The sequence below is a fragment of the Flavobacterium jumunjinense genome, assembly GCF_021650975.2.
Taxonomy (GTDB): Bacteria; Bacteroidota; Bacteroidia; order Flavobacteriales; family Flavobacteriaceae; genus Flavobacterium; species Flavobacterium jumunjinense.
Genome location: NZ_CP091285.1, coordinates 4,055,894 through 4,075,122, shown reverse-complemented (window position 1 = coordinate 4,075,122; position 19,229 = coordinate 4,055,894). Strand labels below are relative to the sequence as shown.

17 protein-coding genes are annotated in these 19,229 nt (G+C 29.6%); 8 read left to right on the top strand and 9 right to left on the bottom strand.

Annotated elements, in window-relative coordinates:
• Positions 1-38: 38 nt before the first annotated feature.
• The 9 genes from L2Z92_RS18505 to L2Z92_RS18465 all read right to left on the bottom strand — a co-directional run bounded on the left by L2Z92_RS18505 (position 39) and on the right by L2Z92_RS18465 (position 8,296).
• Positions 39-1,058: an RNA ligase gene (locus L2Z92_RS18505; protein WP_236456163.1), complete on the bottom strand. Its 1,020-nt coding sequence runs from the start codon at positions 1,056-1,058 to the stop codon at positions 39-41.
• 139 nt (positions 1,059-1,197) lie between these two features.
• A complete protein-coding gene (locus L2Z92_RS18500) occupies positions 1,198-1,908 on the bottom strand; it encodes a hypothetical protein (protein ID WP_236456161.1) in 711 nt (236 codons plus the stop codon).
• 123 nt (positions 1,909-2,031) lie between these two features.
• Complete coding sequence (locus L2Z92_RS18495; RefSeq protein ID WP_236456159.1) at positions 2,032-2,574, bottom strand: cysteine peptidase family C39 domain-containing protein; 543 nt, start codon at positions 2,572-2,574, stop codon at positions 2,032-2,034.
• 62 nt (positions 2,575-2,636) lie between these two features.
• Positions 2,637-3,539, bottom strand: a complete 903-nt coding sequence (locus L2Z92_RS18490; protein ID WP_236456157.1) for a phosphatase domain-containing protein — start codon at positions 3,537-3,539, stop codon at positions 2,637-2,639.
• A gap of 187 nt (positions 3,540-3,726) precedes the next feature.
• Positions 3,727-4,911 (bottom strand): hypothetical protein, encoded by a 1,185-nt coding sequence (locus tag L2Z92_RS18485; protein WP_236456155.1) that lies wholly within the window; start codon positions 4,909-4,911, stop codon positions 3,727-3,729.
• 156 nt (positions 4,912-5,067) lie between these two features.
• Positions 5,068-6,345, bottom strand: a complete 1,278-nt coding sequence (locus tag L2Z92_RS18480; protein ID WP_236456153.1) for a methyltransferase domain-containing protein — start codon at positions 6,343-6,345, stop codon at positions 5,068-5,070.
• A 77-nt stretch (positions 6,346-6,422) separates the two neighbouring features.
• Positions 6,423-6,578 (bottom strand): hypothetical protein, encoded by a 156-nt coding sequence (locus tag L2Z92_RS18475; protein WP_236456151.1) that lies wholly within the window; start codon positions 6,576-6,578, stop codon positions 6,423-6,425.
• 190 nt (positions 6,579-6,768) lie between these two features.
• Positions 6,769-7,608 (bottom strand): hypothetical protein, encoded by an 840-nt coding sequence (locus L2Z92_RS18470; RefSeq protein ID WP_236456149.1) that lies wholly within the window; start codon positions 7,606-7,608, stop codon positions 6,769-6,771.
• 106 nt (positions 7,609-7,714) lie between these two features.
• A complete protein-coding gene (locus L2Z92_RS18465; RefSeq protein ID WP_236456147.1) occupies positions 7,715-8,296 on the bottom strand; it encodes an aspartyl/asparaginyl beta-hydroxylase domain-containing protein in 582 nt (193 codons plus the stop codon).
• Positions 8,297-8,651: 355 nt separating this feature from the next.
• Here L2Z92_RS18465 and L2Z92_RS18460 point away from each other — a divergent pair, with 355 nt between their 5' ends.
• From L2Z92_RS18460 to L2Z92_RS18425, 8 genes are all read left to right on the top strand, one after another.
• Complete coding sequence (locus L2Z92_RS18460) at positions 8,652-9,668, top strand: alkaline phosphatase D family protein (RefSeq protein WP_236456146.1); 1,017 nt, start codon at positions 8,652-8,654, stop codon at positions 9,666-9,668.
• A gap of 109 nt (positions 9,669-9,777) precedes the next feature.
• Positions 9,778-10,488, top strand: coding sequence for a hypothetical protein (locus L2Z92_RS18455; protein WP_236456145.1), 711 nt, complete (start codon positions 9,778-9,780; stop codon positions 10,486-10,488).
• A gap of 59 nt (positions 10,489-10,547) precedes the next feature.
• Complete coding sequence (locus L2Z92_RS18450; protein WP_236456144.1) at positions 10,548-11,123, top strand: Crp/Fnr family transcriptional regulator; 576 nt, start codon at positions 10,548-10,550, stop codon at positions 11,121-11,123.
• 633 nt (positions 11,124-11,756) lie between these two features.
• Complete coding sequence (locus L2Z92_RS18445) at positions 11,757-12,479, top strand: sterol desaturase family protein (protein WP_236456143.1); 723 nt, start codon at positions 11,757-11,759, stop codon at positions 12,477-12,479.
• A gap of 234 nt (positions 12,480-12,713) precedes the next feature.
• Positions 12,714-13,424: an RNA ligase family protein gene (locus L2Z92_RS18440; RefSeq protein WP_236456142.1), complete on the top strand. Its 711-nt coding sequence runs from the start codon at positions 12,714-12,716 to the stop codon at positions 13,422-13,424.
• On the top strand, positions 13,405-14,511 hold the full coding sequence (locus L2Z92_RS18435) for an AAA family ATPase (RefSeq protein ID WP_236456141.1): 1,107 nt from the start codon (positions 13,405-13,407) through the stop codon (positions 14,509-14,511). Before L2Z92_RS18440 ends, L2Z92_RS18435 begins: the two co-directional genes overlap by 20 nt.
• A 622-nt stretch (positions 14,512-15,133) precedes the next feature.
• Positions 15,134-17,455 carry an ATP-binding protein gene (locus tag L2Z92_RS18430; protein ID WP_236456140.1) on the top strand — a complete coding sequence of 774 codons (2,322 nt, stop codon included), beginning with the start codon at positions 15,134-15,136 and terminating at the stop codon, positions 17,453-17,455.
• Between the two features lie 2 nt (positions 17,456-17,457).
• The gene (locus tag L2Z92_RS18425; RefSeq protein WP_236456138.1) at positions 17,458-18,447 is read left to right on the top strand and encodes a hypothetical protein; all 990 of its coding nucleotides are present in this window, start codon (positions 17,458-17,460) and stop codon (positions 18,445-18,447) included.
• The last annotated feature ends 782 nt before the right edge of the window (positions 18,448-19,229 follow it).

Sequence of the window (19,229 nt, the reverse complement as noted above, 5' to 3'; positions counted from 1 at the left end):
AAGTTAAGGACATCAAAAACACCTATCGTATTCTTTTTTTATTCCTCTTCGCTATTCATAAATGGTTTTTCAAAAGTAGGACGAATTCTTTTCCAAATTTCGTGATCGTAACTTTTGTTATCAAGCATTAAAAACAAAACTGCTGCATTTTCACAGCTCATAAAATAGAATGCTGTTTCTTTACGTGTTTCTAATATTTTAAAATCGTTTTTACATTGAATTTCGATTGTCTGAAACGCTTCGTTTAATTCTTTAATGGTTTTCTTTACCCAGTTAAAAAATTCGTCTGGAACGTGTTCGAGCATAGTATCTAAAGGTTGTTTCTCTTTTAAATGGTGCCAAATATCAATACTGGTTAGTTGAGTAATAATACGATGCAAACGAACGTATTCGTCAAACTTAACTTTCAATCGGAAACCGTTTTCAAACTTAATAACAAAACCTTCTTTGTTGTCTTTTTCCAAATTTTTTAAAGAGGCAATATCGTTAATCCCATCATATTTTTCAACAATTGGGAAACCAATGTCTTCTAAAGGCAATTCTACACCTGTTTGCGTATCAATGATACCTAATAAAACCAAAGCTTCTGTAGCACCATAATCTAAAACAATTCTATTTTCTGGATAAATGATTTCAAAAAGGTAGGTTTTGAATGTATCTAAACGTGACCAAACATCTTTATAAGTCGAATGTAACATTTCGGTTGCTTTAATGGCTTGATCGCTTGTAAAGGAACCACGACTAGCTATGTACGGAATGTTTTCAATCCAATATAAAATACCTAATGAACCATCCATTTTGTCATAGACTTCAAAAGAGGCCTTTGGAATTTCGACACCTTCTTGTTCGCCCAAATTGAAAAACTTAGTAAAAGGTCTAGCAACAATATTTTGATTACCATCCATAATAACGCCACGACAAGCCAAAGTTACTTCGTTCCAACGTTTTTCAAATTGTGCCGTTTGAGTATAATTATAGATGTACAAATCTTGCTCAGGATGTTTGTTGCACTTGATATAACCTTCCGAAATCATTTGGTTTAGTAACGTAGTATTCATTTCTTATTATTTTACGGTACAAAGATGAAAACGATGTGCGTAATTATTTTGCGTGGATAATGGTGGAACAAAAATTACATAGCAACGGATTAAAATCACGTTGCTACAATATGGGTCGTCTCTACGAGACTTGTATGTTTTAAAGTTCTGCTGTGACTTTCATTTTTGGTACTTCCACTTCAATAACAGCAATGAATTGATTAACAAATTGTTGAATTGTTTCCATCTTTGTATTGGGTAATCGTTTTAAAAAAGGTTCTAATTCTGGAAAATAGGCAACAATTTCTTGCTTACTATACACTTCTACATCGTCATATAAAGCAAGTGTTTGTCCCAATTGAAAAGCCATTGACTTTTTTAAATCTAAAGCATTACTTCCTTTACCAAAATCTTCTATCAAATTAAAATCAATTGTTTTCAAGGCTTCTATTTTAACATAAATATCTTGTTTTAAAGCCTGTTTTACGATTGTTCTATATTGTGTTTTAGATACAAAAGATAACAACATTCGCAAACAACGAATCATTTTCAAATGAACATCTCGTTTCACAACGTAAGTAATTTGATTATCAAAATCTTGCTGATGCAAATGAAAAGTTCTTAGAATAGCATTGTTCAATTCGTCAGCTGTTCCTTTGTAAACTTGAGTAATTTGACCTTTTTCACAAACCGCAAGATTGGTATTGATTGTTTTGGTTGGATATTTCTCAACTAATTGTGCGCTTAATTTTTTACTTAAAGCTAATTTATCAGCAATGGTTTCTGGCATTTTTTCGATAATGAAAACCACATCATAATCTAATGAATCGGCTGAACCAAAGAAATGATAAGGAATTTTAGTATTTTTCATAAAGAATTGTTTTTTATCCACTACTATTAGTTAAAAATTTCACCTACTATATAGATTTGACAACTTTTTAAAAGTTGTCAAATCTTCACTTTACAAAATAAAAAAATACGTTTTTTTGTGGAATTACTTATGAGTATTCTTCTTTCTTTTTTGATTAACCTTATGCTTCATTTTTTCTTTTGAATTCAATTTTTCAATTAATAACGCAATACCTTCATTTTCATAATCAGGATTTGCACACCAATGTTCTTTAAATTCATTAATATTTAATTTGTATAAGCCTATTGCTGGATCTGCAATTGAAATGGAATCGTTTTCTATTTTATAAATAACCACAAAATGATTGTTATTCCAATGTAACATCGCTGGTAATGGAGCCTCTTTAAATTTTTCAAAATCTATTTTAATTGCTAATGTTCTATATCCTAAAGTTTCAGCTGTATCACTAAGGTTAAGAAGATTTGTACCTTCAATACTATCTAATTTTGATAATTTATTAATAGAATCCAAAGAAATTTTATCTCCATAATATTCAAAAATCATTTTCAAGCAAGTTGGTCCACATTCTTGAGTTGTTTTTTGCTTATAAAATGGAAAATCATTTGATTTTAAATTACATGAAATTAATGCTATAATAGTTGCGATAAAAAGTATTTTTCTAATCATTTATTTTTTTAAATTATTGTTAATATTAACAAATCTGACAGGTTTTTGAAACCTGTCAGATTTTAAAAATTCCCGTAATATACTTGAAAACAAGGTAGCTTCAGGTCGTTTCTCCACATATCAACTACTTGGTTTCTATCGTCTAATACAAATTCTATGAAATATTTGTTACGAATTTCGGTATCGAATAATTCCGTTTTAATAACGCTATCTTTTCGGCTGTCTTTGCTTTTTCGCATGAATAAATGATCGTATTCAATGTTGTATTTTTCTAAAAATCGTAACGTAGGTTCTTTGTATCTGTCTTCTCTTCCAGAAAGTAAAATAATTGTATGACCTATGTTTTTATAGTTTTTCAAGATATTCGCAACGGGTTCGTTCAACAAATCTTCATCACATTTACTAGCATCAAAAGGATTTCTTCCATTCATTAAGGCTAATGTTCCATCTAAATCACAAATTATAGCTTTTGGCAAGGAAGTATCTTGCTCTCCATATTCTAAATCTTTTCGTCTATTTTTTTTAATAGGTTCGAAATCGAAATTCGTTTTAAGATGTTCCAATTGTTTGAACATGTTTTCAATAACTGGTTTTGGAACCACTCTTGTTCGTTTTGCGTTACGTTCTAACAATTCATCTAAAGGAACATCAAACAATTTGAATTCAATATTTGCCAAATCACTATATTCTTTAATGGCAGTTTTAATGTAGTCCTTTTTAGTATGACAATTATCCAAAACTACATTCCAACCATTTGATAATAGTGTTTTTACTTGCTCGTGAACCATTTTGGTAATCATTTTCTCCACAGCATCATTAGTTTGTTCCTGGAATTGCGAAAATCGGATTTCATCTCGACTTACACGAAATGTTTTTGATTCAGATTTTACAAGCCATTCGGCAAACGTACTTTTCCCAGAAGCTGGGCAACCTATTAAGAGTATTAGTTTTGGTGTTTTTTTCATTTTAATATATTTTTTGAACACGAATTGTACTACTCATTCATGTTAATTCTTTATTTCTAATTTTCTCGATTTATGTCTCTTCGAGTGCGAAGCGTATCGAGAAGTTTTTGTATTCAGTACATGTGTTCTCGATACATTTTTGTTCCATTACACTCCACAAAAATAATCGAACTGACGGTAAAAAAGGCTATAACCTTGGATCTAACGTTTTTTCAATTTCTTCGTTATTGATTCGTTTTAACAACAATAATTTCATTAAGTAATTTTCCGCATTCAAGGATTTATATGGAATTTCCAACATTTGTTGGTTAATTTCCCAACCATTGATTGACTGTTCCAATTTTCTTTTGATGTTCCTGCGTTCTAAATAATAGTCAAAATTAACATTAAAATTGATTCCGTAAATCATCGTGAGATAATTGTTGTTTCTTACTTTAAAGCAAGGTGGCACTCCTTTTACATAACTTTTAGCTGGTTTTATCATAATACCTTCTTCGTTTTCAGTAGTTAACGTATTAAAAAAATCATAGATTTTGGTTAAGTTTTCTGCTTCATTTTCGGGTGTAAAATTCAAATGTAAAAAGACATCGTCATTTACTAATGAATAGGTTAAATTACTATTCGGAAGTGTTTCTTTACCATCATTATGTACTACCTTTAAGATATTGAAGGGTTTAAAATGAAGATTATCGTCTTTTCCAAACGTATCAATCTGTGTTTTAAAAATGGTCAAAGATTCCTTTTGTTTTGGAATATCGACTACTTTCAAATTAGCAATAGCATCGTATTGTCTTATAACGTGACCTGGATATTTTGCTTTTAACTCTTTATTTTTTAATGCTTTCTTGTCTTCAAGATACTCCACATAATTTTCTGAAGCTTTGACTGTATCAATTTTACAATACAAATCACTTTTTTCTAGATAATTCGTATGTGTTTCCAACGCATCATGATAGGCAGTATATTCCCTTTCAATTAATCCACCACCCAAAACGCTCCAAGGCAATAATTCTGACGCGATAATTAGCGTATCAAAATCGGGATATTGAAGCAGCATTTTTTCATGTAACGATTTCAAACTTGCAATAGCCCCTTCCAAATCGATATGGTTTATTTTATGTCCGTTACGAGAAATAAAATAGGTCTCTTCTAAATTGCGTTTTAAGTAAATACTACAGTACGAACCCATGTACTTTTTTTGTACTACAATTTCAGTTTGATTTTCTTGCAAGAAGAATTTTACTGCTTGCCGAATGCTTTCTATTTCGTTTGTGCTCAAATATTTTGGAGCTGGTGAAATGGTAGGTGCAAAATCGTTAATTTGATTGTTGCTGAACCATTCTATTCTTTTTTTGGTAGGTATGTCGATCATTTTTTTGATTATTAGTTGTGATGTTATTATTTATCTGCTATGTCACTTCGAGTATACGAAGTGTATCGAGAAGTTTTTGTATTCAGTACACGAGTTCTCGATACATTTTTAACTCCACCTTGTTCCATTAAAAACACTCGAACTGACGTGCTGAGTTTACTGTTTATAAACAATCATAGCACTTGTTGGATATATGCCGTTAACGCAGTCTCCAATGCCGTGATATTCCATTTTATTTGGAAATATCGAAGTGATTAATTCTATGAATTCTTGTTTTGTTAATTCGAAATCGTGGTCATCATGACGGAATTCTTCTGCCATTTCATAATTTACGTTGAATTCGCTATTTGGAGTAGTGATAAACAAAGTTGTAAAATGAATGTTCTCTTTTATCCAATGCAACAATTCCGTAGCTTCTTCTAATGTATTGTGTTCGATCACTTCACTCAAAATTACTTGTCCTTCAAAACCAATTAAGTCTTCTTTATTGGCTATCCAATGCAAGTTCTCCACATTTTCATAGCCAATTATTTTATCTACGGTGTCTTCAAAATCCTCTTCATCATGTGCTAAATAGTCTGCTGTGAAACCACTTTTACGTAATTTCTTGAAATATTGTAAGTTTCCACATCCAAAATCCAAAACAGCTTCGTTATTTTCAATTCTATTGCAAATAAATTCTTTACGAGATTGATGTGTGTCGGTAAAAACAAACTGAACTGTGTTGTTAAAATACGCTTCTAATTGTGGCTTGAAGGTTCTAAACTGTTCTGGTGAACGCATTAATCGTTTGATGAACAAATAGTACACGAAATAAGGAACATTTGGTAAATTAGCCAATATCGTACTATGCTTTTGAATGAAATAATCATCAATGTACATGTACTCAGAATGTTTATTGGTAAAATGACAAAACAATGCCACTACCGAAAACTTATGTAAGGTTTCTCGAATGGTTTTCCCTTCTACTTTTAAACTATAATTATTTCCTATTTTTGATGTAACCGTAATCCCGTCAATGTATTTTGATAACAAGAACGTTCCGTTTTTATACCAACCTGAATCGATAAAAAAAGTAGGTACTACTACATTTGCTGGTAAAGTATCAATTTCAGCATAGGTTTTTCCTAACCAAGACAAAGTTGTGCTTTCTAATGTTTCGTTGCTTTTGAACAAATGATTGAAAAATTCCGTTGCCATATTCAATGCCAATAACGGACTGCAATAGCTTTGAAAATCGATTGGATTACCTTCGTCTGGTAAATAGCTGTTTTTAGTATCTTGGAACAAACAGTGATATTCGTTTTTATTTACTGCGTTACCAACTAAAACACCATTGCGTAATGTTTTGCAATACAAACCCAAATCGGTTGCTGGGTTTTTGTAAAGTATGTCTAGTAAATGATTGTTTTCTGATTGTATGATAATTTGCATAACCTTTGTTTTTTATTTCTGATACAAAGGTGGAGTAGTGGTGCGTAATTATTTTGCGTAGGTTGTTTTAAATTATATCATTTCTTAAATTTCGCATTAATTCGTTCAAGATTTTTATTACGGTCGAAATTTTTAATTTTCTTGCTTTGCTCTCCAGAGTAAAGCTCATTTAATAGCCTTTTTGTTTTATTCTCTTCGTCTCCAAAATGGTTTGAAGTATTATTGTGTGTCATATTTTTTATTTTGATTTGAGCAAATAAAACTTAGTAATAATAAAAAAAAAATATTATGCTTCTATTTTAAAATCTATAAAAATCAGTTAACATTTCTTGAAATTTCTTGTTTAGATAAATTAGAGGTTTTGATATGTAATCTATTATTGTAAGTAAGTGTTTTTGGAATCATTTACAGTAATATATAAAGTCATTTTGATAGTATTTCTTTCTCTATTCCCTTAATAACTAATTCAAATAACTCATCATGAATTTTAAAAAAGTTATTCCATTCTAAATCTGTCCATTTCTCTTTTAAAGTATAATGCTTTCCATGTGCAAGAATGTTTCTTAAATGAATCTCATCATATTCTTTACCTAAGCTTTTTCCAACATCTTGAATAGCCGTTCTGATTTTTTTTTTTTCATGTTTTAATTCTTTTCCTTCGTAAATAATATTTAACATTTTAGATAATGAACTATCAAGTTTTGAATATTCTTTTTTACTTGCCCAATGATGCTCTAAAAAAGACCATAAAGCAAGTTGTCCAATAAATGGTTTTGACATTTTTATATCCCTTAAATACTTGAAAATTTCTAAATAATCATTATGATTATTTTCGTAAATAACTTCGGTAATATCTATTATCCTTTTTAGTTTTTCTAAAGTCAAATATTCAATTTTTGCTGAATCAATAACTTTAGGGTTAGCAGGTTGTTTGGTTATACTCCCATTTTTATGTTTTATTATACTTCCACATTGAGAAAGAAAAGAACAAGTAAATGTTTCAACTATTGATTCTAAAATATCTGTTAGCTTTACAGAATTATTAAAATCATATTCACTATCATTAAAAATCCATATACAATGATCATATAGACTTGCTTTTTGATGAGAAATTTCATAAAAAGTTTTACCTAATTCATTTAATGGGGATAATCCATCAATAACTTCTTTTGACGAATAAAATCTCCATTTTTTATAATTTCTAACGTTTATTTGATTGCTTAAAGGATTTAAAATCCAAAAAGGAGAGTATTTATTATTCATTTAATGTTTTTATTAATTTTATAAAACAAATGTAATTTTATACTACGCAATTATTTTTCGTAGATTAAAAATGAATTTAGATAAATAGAAATTAAAAATGAATTTACTACCCCTTCTCAATCAGTTCAACAATCTTATCATTAGGAATTACATCTATCGTTAAATTAATACGATCTGTAGCACCACCATTAATAACATGATGACTATCTGTTAAGCGTAAATACCAACATTCTCCTACTTTCATAGGTACTAAGGTATCATTTAAGAAAAATTCAACACCCTCATTATTATCTATAGGAATGGTCAGTCGAATCATCGATTTTTCTTCTTCTAATCCTAATGTTGGGTCGGTGTGTTCTTTTACAACCGAATTAGGGGCTAAAAATAATAATCGCACCAAATTAACCGTTGTATATTGACTAAAGGTATCAATGATACTTTTTAAATAAGGGGATTTTTCGAGTGAAGGTGTATCTAGCCAATCGGTCCAAGAACCATCGGCATAATCGCTTGCTGGTGGAGGAAAAGGCAAGGATGTATCTACCAAATGTGCAGGAGCTCGTAATTGAATCACTTTATAATATTCATAGTGTTCTTGTTTTAAAGCTTGTGCCTCTTCAAGCATTTTTGAAACATCGAACGTAAATGGTAATTGTATTCTATCTTTAAATTGTTTTTTTGTTTCCATGAATGAATGGTTTAGTTCAATTGAAATGAATGGTCCTTTTTTGTTTATTACAAATCTAATTGTTCTAATTTAAGCATGCAATAGGTATAAATACGTATTTTTCGTGACAATTTTTTCTAAAATTGGATTTTGTCACAGAAAACGTGACAATCTTAAAATGAAATGCGTTTTGTCACAGAAATCGTGACGTTTTTGAAAAGAAATTTGAAATTGTCACAGTGTTGAAGTTGTGTGTAGAAAACATTTTTTTACTGTAATTAGTTTTTGATAATTGCACCCAACGTTAAATTAATATTTTTTTAATACCAAGCCCAATTGTAAACGCTATTTTTGTACTACAAATACTATTCCAACAATGAAATCAGCACATCAATTTTTATCAATTCTTTTTCTAGTAGTTTCCTTTTCAATTTATGCACAAGAGGAAAACCAATCCGATTTTACCATTGCGTTCGGTTCATGTAATAAGCACACTGTAGCGAATCTTTTGTGGGATGACATTCTAAACACAAAACCAGATGTATGGATTTGGGGAGGCGATATTGTTTATGCTGACACCGATGATATGACCAAACTTAAAGAAATATATGATACTCAAAATGCAGTGAAAGGGTATCAAGAATTAAAAGCAACGGTTCCTGTAATTGGCACATGGGACGATCATGATTATGGACTAAACGATGGAGGAGTAGCGTTTAAAGCCAAAAAAGAAAGTCAGCAAGTGTTTTTAGATTTTATGGGAGTTCCCAAAGACAGTCCAAGAAGAGAACAAGAAGGCGTTTATGCTGTTCACGATTATACATTAGAGGAAGGAACCATAAAAGTCCTAGTTTTGGATACACGCTATTTTAGAACTGAGCTAACAAAAGATACTGCAACTAGAAAACGATTCCAACCCAATGCCTATGGTGAAGGAACCATTTTGGGTGAAACCCAATGGAAATGGTTAGAGGATCAATTAAAAAATAGTACAGCCGATTTTAACGTTATTGTGAGTAGTATTCAAGTGTTTTCTAACGAACATGGTTATGAAACTTGGGGTAATTTTCCACATGAAGTTGATAAATTAGAACGCTTATTAGTAGATTCGAATGCCAAAGGAGTGATTCTTCTATCGGGTGATCGACATATTTCTGAATTTTCTAAAAAAGAAGTGAATGGTTTGTCCTATCCAGTAATTGATTTTACCAGTAGTGGTTTGACACATTCAAGTACCAATTTTTCGGGAGAACCTAATCCATATAGAGTAGGAGAGGTGGTAACATCAAAAAGCTTTGGTACGTTAGCTTTTGATTTTAAGAACAAACAAGTCGTTTTTAAAATTATTGGAAATGATAGTGCTGTTTTGGGAGAATTGAAACAAGGGTATTAATTGTAGTATTGAAATAGAACCAATAGATTTGCTTTTTTTAGATATAATTGAAAACATTTTTTATAATTGTAATCGATTAGTTAATTTTGGATAAATTATAAAGTGTAAAATGAAGACTATTTTTTCTATTGTGTTGTTTTTTTTTATTTTTGAATGGACACTAGCACAGGAATATAAAAATTTAAAAACGTTTCAGGAAAAAACTAGTTTAAAAGAGTTGCCAGAAGGAGCTTGGTTAAAAAAAGATAGAAAGCAACAGACAATAGTTTGGGAAAATGCGAATGTATACAACCTATTGCAAGAAAAAGGGGAAACAAAATACCATTCCATTCGTCAAATTAGAGATTTTTATTTATGGTTTGATAATGAAAGAATTGCAAAAGGACATCAGATCAAAGCGGCTGGAATTGCAGGTATTGTTGCAGGACAATTATCAATTTTAGAGAATTGGTGGATTTTACATTTTGTAATTAGAAATAAAGAAGTGCATCGATTTGGTAATGAAGGTTCAAAATTAGTATTGGCTTATGCTTTTCCACTTTTGAAAGAAGTGTATCTTTCTTCCACAGCACTTGAAGGTGAGACTTCAAAAAACTGGGATATACTTTATGCTACAAATGAACAATGTGTTGCTTTAGAACCGCTTTACCAAAGTTTATCTCTTAGAACTATTAAAACATTAGATAGAATGGCAAAAGGAAAAGGAATATATTGTTTTGGTGTTCCAAATAGGCTTCGTTTTGAAGGTGAAGTAATGGATTGTCAATCTAGAGCCAATCATGCAATGACAAAGGTTTTTTTGTATTATGAAAAGGAATAATTACTTGAAAGGATTTTAAAAAATCAGGATACTTCATCAATTTTCCGTAGTATTGTACCATGGATTCCTTTGAAAAACTCTTAGCCACTTTAAAACAAATCACTTCTTTACAGCCAGAAGAAGAACAATTGTATAGAAAAGCATTTCACCCTTTTTCTCTAAAAAAGAACGAATATTTTTTGCAATCTACAGCTATAAATTACCAATTAGGATTTCTGAGCAAAGGTTTGGTGCGTTATTTCGTGTTCAGAAATGAGGAAGAATCTACATTAGAATTTACTAAAGAAGGAGAGTTTGTAGCCGATTATGCTAGTTTTATTTCGAAAGAACCATCCATTCAAAACATACAAGCCCTTGAAGATTGTGAGTTTCTAGTGATTGATTATGATGCTTTGCAACAATTATATAAAACGGCTCCAAGTGCCAATTTATTAGGTCGAATTATCATCGAACATCGTTTTATTATTATGGTGAACCAATTTTTAACAGTACGCCGTTATTCTCCCGAAGAGCGCTATCGTTATTTTGTAACGCATTATAAAGATTTGGTACAACGCATTCCCCAATACCTTATTGCTTCTTATGTTGGCGTAAAACCTCAATCCTTAAGCAGAATAAGAAAAAGAATTTTGTAGTGATTTCTTAACTTAGGTGCATCTTATTATATTTAATCTACTAATATATTTGTTTTTAAAATAAAAATAAATGGTATGATACAGATAAAATCTTTTTTAAATAATAGGGAATCAAATAAAAACACCCTAAACTATTTATTTGAAATAAGTACTACAATTTCCAAATTAACTTTATATTCTAATTTCATTTTATTCTTTTTATGGCAATTAGACTTTGTTCTAGTGTCAACTTTTTCTTTTTTTTTAATGCCCTATTTCATCCATTATTATTAATTATAATTACAAAGAATATAGATAAAAAACATGCCATCAATGGCTGGCTTGTAAAGTCAATTCTTTTTTCAATTATATGTATATGTTCAATTTTTTTAGGTCTTTTATATTGGATTATTAATGTAGAAAAAACAGGATTTTATGGTAGGCATAATATAGACAAAGGAACTTGGATGATAATTAATCTTGAAATGTTATCAACATTAAGTATTTTATCAATCTATTTTTTAATTAATTTATTAAATTACATTTTTAAGAGAATAAGAAAAAGAATTTTGTTGTGATTTCTTAACTTAGGTGCATCAATTGTAATAAGCTAGCTTGGTAATTTTGACGAATAGAATCGCAAACAAAATTATCATGACATTATTAATTATTTTTATCGTTTTTGGCTTCTGCTTTATATTAGAACGTATGATTCCTGGGTGGAAATTACCAGAAGTACCTACTTGGACAATACGTGTCTTAGCAGTTAATTTTATTCAACTTGGTGTAGTTACATTAGCTGGTTATACATGGGAAATTTGGTTGTCAAAAATTTCATTATTTCATTTATCAGATCATGTGAATCCTTTTTTTGGGGGTTTAATTGCCTATTTTATTGCCACTTTTATTTTTTATTGGTGGCACAGATGGAGACATAAAATCGATTTTCTTTGGACACATTTTCACCAAATACACCATAGTCCACAGCGCTTAGAAGTTATTACTTCGTTCTATAAGCATCCGTTAGAAATGACAATAAATTCCATTATTGGTAGCCTTTTAGTTTTCACTACTTTGGGTTTGAGTATCGAAGCAGGAGCTGTTTATACTTTATTTACGGCTTTGGGCGAATTTTTCTATCATACGAATGTAAAAACACCGCAATGGATTGGTTACATTTTTCAACGACCAGAAATGCATCGCATTCACCACGAATACGATAAACATACTAATAATTACGGAGATATTGTGTGGTGGGATATGTTGTTTGGAACCTATGAAAATCCAAAAGAGTTTCAATCTACTTGCGGTTTTGATAATGAAAAAGAACAACGATTATTAGACATGATACAGTTTAAAGACGTGCATAAAGAATAAGAGTTTATTGAACACTAATTTCACTAATTTTTACAAAATAATTAGTGAAATTAGTAAAATTGTCTTTTAAATTAAAAAAAAGACTACTTTTGCACTTCAGAATTGATAAATCAAGTTGCAACCTTTTAAGACTATTTACAGTGTAATACTTTTTATATAAACCAATTGACTTCACCTCATAAACTATGAGGAAGTTTTGTTATGTCAATACTTTATTATATAAAAATTACACAAATGAGTTTATCAAAAAAATACAATAGAACGTATCACTTTCCCTTTTCACCTGGAACAACCAGCGATGACAGAATCAGTCATGACTATTGGGACTATATACAACAAATTCCTGAATTACTAATCACGGAAAAATTAGACGGTGAAAATACTTGTCTCAATCAGTATGGTGTTTTTTCACGATCGCATGCTGCACCCACGCTACATCCTTGGGCAAATTACCTTAAAGAATACTGGCAATTAATACGTAATGAATTAAATGAATTGGAAATTTTTGGAGAGAATCTATATGCTATTCATTCCATAGAATATCCCAATATCGACAAACATTTTTACGTATTTGCAGTAAGACATAAGGAGCGTTGGCTATCATGGGAAGAAGTCGTTTTTTATGCAAATTTACTTGAATTGCCTACGGTTCCTGTTTTGGATATGATACAACCAAAAGAAGAAACACAAGCTAGTTTTAAAGAAAAAATTTTAAACACAATTGCGCAACCCAGTCGTTTTGATTCCTTGGATACTTATACCAAACAACCTTGTACTATGGAAGGTGTAGTGGCAAGAAATACAAACGCTTATTTAGTAGATGATTTCTACAAAAATGTTTTTAAATATGTTCGAAAAAATCATGTAAAAACAGACGAACATTGGACAAGAAACTGGAAAAGAGCAAATTTAAATTGGGAAAGAAATGTGGACACTTACAAATAATTATAGCAATTGGGAAGCTCTTGAAAAAGAGTTTCCTTGGGTAGCCGATATGCAATCGGTGCCACAAGATAGCATCCATCATGCAGAAGGAAATGTAGCCATACATACACAAATGGTACTACAAGCCATGCAAGATTTGGAAGAATTTCAAGCATTAGCATCTTGGGAACAAGAAATGCTTCTTGCGGCTGCTTTGGCTCATGATATTGAAAAAAGAAGTACTACTGTAGAAGAAAAGGGTAGAATACTTTCACCAGGTCATGCTAAAAAAGGAGCGTTTACCTTTCGGAATATTCTTTTTGAAAAAGGAGGATTAACCGTGAAAGAAAGAGAACAACTAGTGGGTTTGGTTCGTTATCACGGATTTCCAATTTGGTTAATGGAAAAGAAAAATCCAGAAAAGGAATTGTTAAAAGTTGCTTTAGAAACCAATACACTTTGGTTGTACATTTTAGCAAAAGCGGATGTTTTAGGAAGAATCTGTGCCGATCAAAAGGAAATGCTAGATCGGGTAACGCTATTTAAAATGATGTGTGAAGAGCATAATTGTTTTGGAAAACCAAGAGCATTTACTACTTCAGAAGGGCGTTTTCATTATTTCAATACAGACGAAATGTATCCTGATTATGAACCGTTCGATAGTTATAAAGCTACCGTTCATGTATTGTCGGCATTACCAGGCATGGGAAAAGATTATTTTATTAAACAAAATCTAGATTTACCTATTGTTTCGCTAGATGCTTTGCGTATTGAATTGAAAGTAGCACCAACAGACATTGCTGGAAATGGTAGAGTAGTGCAAGAAGCCAAAAAAAGAGCCAAACAGTATTTAGCTTCTGGACAAGATTTTGTTTGGAATGCTACGAATACGTCTCAATTAATGCGTACACAACTCATTGAATTATTTACCGATTATAAAGCCAAAGTTGTGATTCATTATATTGAAAAACCACATAAAAAGTGGTTGCAACAAAATCATAATCGGGAAAGAAAAGTACCCGAAACCGTTTTGTTTAAAATGCTATTAAAGTGGCAACCACCTAGTCTTTTTGAAGCCCATGAGGTGTTCTATTATGAAGAGGAGTAAAAAAATGAAGCTGTCCGAAAAGTAAAAAATAAACACCTGTTTGTCACTCCGACGTTAGGAGGAGTCTCATAATTAATGTTATATGATTTATCCTAGTGTCGAAAATGAAAGATTACTGATTTTTAGGACAGCTTCATTTTATTTTTTTAAGCTATTTTGGGTTTACCCCCAAAAGGAATTATATACGAAAAGGTATTAATTATATTAAAAAAGGTTAAAATTATAGACTCTTAGATTTTAATTATAACCTAGAAGCTATTCATTATAACCAAAACATAACGAATTATAATCTTAAAGATATTATTTAATAGCAAAAAGGTATTAATTATAGTCTTTTTGCTATTGTTTAATAGGTTAGAGGTTGTAAGTTGGTTTTTGAAACTTGTTTGATTCTTAAAAAAAGAGAATCACTGAACCTTCACCACAATATTGTCATCCCATTTGTAACTCAAAAATGAAGTATTTTGTTTTTTGTTAGAAAACTTAATGAGTATAAAAACAGTTAGTTTTACTATTGTTAATCTTACTGGAAATGGTTAGGTTTGATAAAGTTCTTGGAAACATTTATTTTGTAAATGATTTTATTGGCTTGTAAATGGGAGTTAAAACAAATAAAAAAAGCATGAGTGGATTTAAATTAATAGCAATAAGACCTCATAATGATTGTGATATAAAATTTACTAAAGTTTTAGAGAAAGGTAAATTATATCAGTTTTACAGTGAATATAAATTTTATAATAAATTTGGGAAAGATTTTATAAATAATCAAGATTCTATTGATAGTTATTCTATAGAACAATTAGTGCCCGATGGCTTATATAAAATTGGTGATTTAGAAATAAATATTTCTGCAATAGTTGGGAAAAATGGTACTGGAAAAAGTACTATAATTGAGCTTTTTTTATATAGTATCTATGTGTTAGGAACAACATCTAAATTAAAGAATAATGAACCAATATTAAAACCATTTCATGAAGATTTATTAGAGAAAAATATTTCCAATGATAAAAAGATAGCATTATTCCTTAAAAAAAGAGATGAGTTGGAAGATTGCGTTGAAAAAATTAATTCTAATAAAAATACAGACAAGCAAGTTGCTGATTTTAAAGAAAAATTGGACGAAATTCTAGATTATGAATTTAAGCTAAATGATTTACAAAAAAACAAAAAAGTATGGGATACGAACATTAAAGAATCTAAAAAAGAACACAACTTTATTTTAAAAAATTTAAAATGTAGTATCTATTTTGAGATTAATGATTTAGTTTACGAATTTAATACGGCAGATAAATTGGTTATCAACATTAAACAATTTGCAGCAAAAAAAGAAGATAAAAATGTAGGGTCAAAGAATATTGATAACTATGATGTTTTGGATTTTTTTTTCTATTCTGTTATGTTGAATTATTCTCATCATGCTTTAAATTCAGAACATTTAGGATATTGGATAAATACTTTATTTCATAAGAATGATGGGTATAAAACACCAGCAGTAATAAACCCAATGAGAACTGATGGAAACATAGATATAAATGTTGAAAATGAACTTGCAAAATCTCGCCTGCTAATAAATTTATTAATAGAAGCTTTACATAATAAGGATAGTTCTAAAAAGATAAATATAACTGAAAATCAATATGTTTACAAGGTAAGATTTAAATATAATGTTGATGATAAAAAGTACAATAATATTGAACTCGGAGATTATGGTTCTAAAGAAGAGAAAGAAAATTTTATAATAAAAGGTGATATAAATGATGTAAATCTAGTTATGGAACTTTTACCACTTTATTTCGACACTTTTACTCAAATAAATGTACAAAATAAAAATTTACCTTATTCAAGAATTATAATTAATTATCTAATAAGTAAAATAAAAAAAATACTGCTAAATTATCCAGAATATACTATAAATGAATTTAATAGTAATTTAACAATTTATTTTAGAAAAGTATTACCTAAATTAAAAGGTGATAACTCACATATTACATTTAAAATTTCTAGAGCGATGTTCTTTTTAAAAAAAAGTTTAGATAAAAAAAGTAATTTGCTTTGGAATGAAGAAAAAGAATTTATTGATTTTGATTTATATGAATTGCTAGAATGGATGGAGATAAAGAGTGTTGCTGAATTGTATTTAATTTTTGAACGAATACCTCCTTCTATTTTTGAATTTGATTTTATATTGGATGAAAAAAAAGATAAAATAGTTTATAATAAAGATAAAGAGAATAAACTTCCAAGACTTTATCATTTAAGTTCTGGTGAACAACATAAGATTCATACAATAAACTCAATTGTTTATCATCTAAATAATATTTTCTCAGTACATAAATCAAATAAAGAAGTACATCGCATAAAATACAATTATGTGAATATTATATTTGATGAAATAGAATTATATTTCCATCCAGATTTCCAACGGGAATTTATAAATGATTTACTCAATAACATTAAAAGGTTAAAATACATAAATGAAGATTCAGAAAAAAGAATAAAAGGATTAAATTTTCTTTTTTCTACACATTCTCCATTTATTCTTTCTGATATACCTAAACAGAATACTCTTTTACTTAAGGGTAAAAATGATGATAATGGAGTAGATTTTTCTACGGATGGAACTTTTGGAACTAATATTCATGATTCTTTGATTGATAATTTCTTTATGAAATCTACTATAGGTGAATATTCAAGAATGAAAATAGATGAATTTGCTAAAGTAGTTAATGAAGCATATTCAAATCGAAGGCTTAATAAGCCTAATTCATTGAAAAAGTCATTAAAGAAGCTAGAAGTATTAGGAGGAGAAAATTTTATTGGATTAATTGGAGATTCATTGGTAAGAGATAAATTATATCAATTATATTTTCTTGCAACAGAACAAAATGATAAAGTTGGGTTAAGGAGATATTATGAGAAAAAGATAAATGATTTAAATAATTAGAAATGATAAATTTAAATTCAAAAAATAGAGATTTAGAAAAAATTAGTGAGAAATTTTATATTCGTATTGAAAAATCTATTTTATCAAAAATAAAAGAGAATAAAGCCTTGTTAAATAAATTTTATACCAATAATACAAATAAGCCTTTAGGAGATTTTCTTGAAAAAGAAATTCCAGATTTAATAAAATCCCCACTAAGTAGACAGTTTATTAAAAAATATAATGATGAACTAAAAAAACTATTTGAAGATAATTATAAACTGGAAATTGATAAATCAACTGAATCAAAGAAGAGAGTTGACACACCATTTAAGAAAGCAATTAATCAAATTTTGTTTTATGAATCTCAAGATATATGGAAAGCTTATCAAGTTTCAATTGATATTGGAACCAACACTTGTGCCTATTGTAATAGGACATATATAACTACAGTAGGTGATGATGATAAAAAGTTTGTTCGAGGAGATTTTGATCATTTTTTAGCAAAATCGATTTATCCATATTTTCGGTTATCCTTTTATAATTTGATACCATGTTGTGTCATTTGTAATCGAAACGCAAAAGGTAAAAATAATACATCTATTAAAGATAATATTTATCCTTATGCTGAAGGCTTTGATAACAAAACAATTTTTACATATTTGCCTAAAAATTATGATGAGATAATTGGTAAAGGAAAACCACTAATCGATTTTTTATTTTTAGGAAATGATGACCATATAAGAAAGTCAAAGGAAAATATAAAACTTTTTAAATTAAGAGAACAATATTCGGTTCATAGTCAAGAGTTAAATGAGATAATTAATAAACGAAGAGTTTTTTCAGACTCCTACTTAAAAAATCTTCAATCAGATTTCCCTAATATTATAAAGAGTATTGATGATGCTTATCTTTTGGCTTTTGGTAAAGAATTTGATTTAGTTAATGATGAAAAAAAACCATTGTCAAAATTCACTAGAGATATTGTAGATGAGCTAGGATTAAAAAAATAAAAATATTTATAATTCTTCTTGTGTCTCCTCTAATGAGATCCTTTCAGGATGACAAGTTTGAGGTTATAAAAAATTGAAATGTGGACGAAGTATCACTTTACTATGACATTCTTTTATTTTATATACAAATAAGGTAAAAAACGAGAAGAGAAATTGCTCTTTAAGAGCAGCCGTTCTTATCCGATTTTTTCGGACAGTGAACCGGTAATTCTACATCTACGAGAGACTTGCATTTTCTAGCGAAAACTTTTACCCTGTTGGTTTTCAACCCAACTTCGCTCGTTCGGTCGCCCGAATTACGCTACCTTAGGACCGTTATAGTTACGAAGTAACTCTTCTCTACGACACTTATTTGTTTTTAGTAATTAGTTGTTAGTACTTAGTCTATTATTATATCGAGAAGTTTTGTTTTCAGAACACGAGTTCTCGATACATTTTTAATTACACTTTGTTCCATTAAAAACACTCGAACAGACGGAAAATATACCATTATAAAATCAAGGTAATGTTCGAAAAGATACTATATTACAGAGTGTTACCATTACACCATTCCTCTTGGAATCAGGAATCGAACCTGAAACGTTGTACCCTTAATCGAAGTAATTCTTTTCTACGACACTTGATCTTTTTAGTAATTAGTGATTAGTTTTAAAAAAACAAGGCAAAAAGCAATAAGTGAATCGTACTCTACCGCTGAGCTACTTTCCCATTTGTTATTCTTTGTGGAAGAGACGGGATTCTAACCCGCGACCACGTCGTTAAAAGCGAAGTAACACTTATCT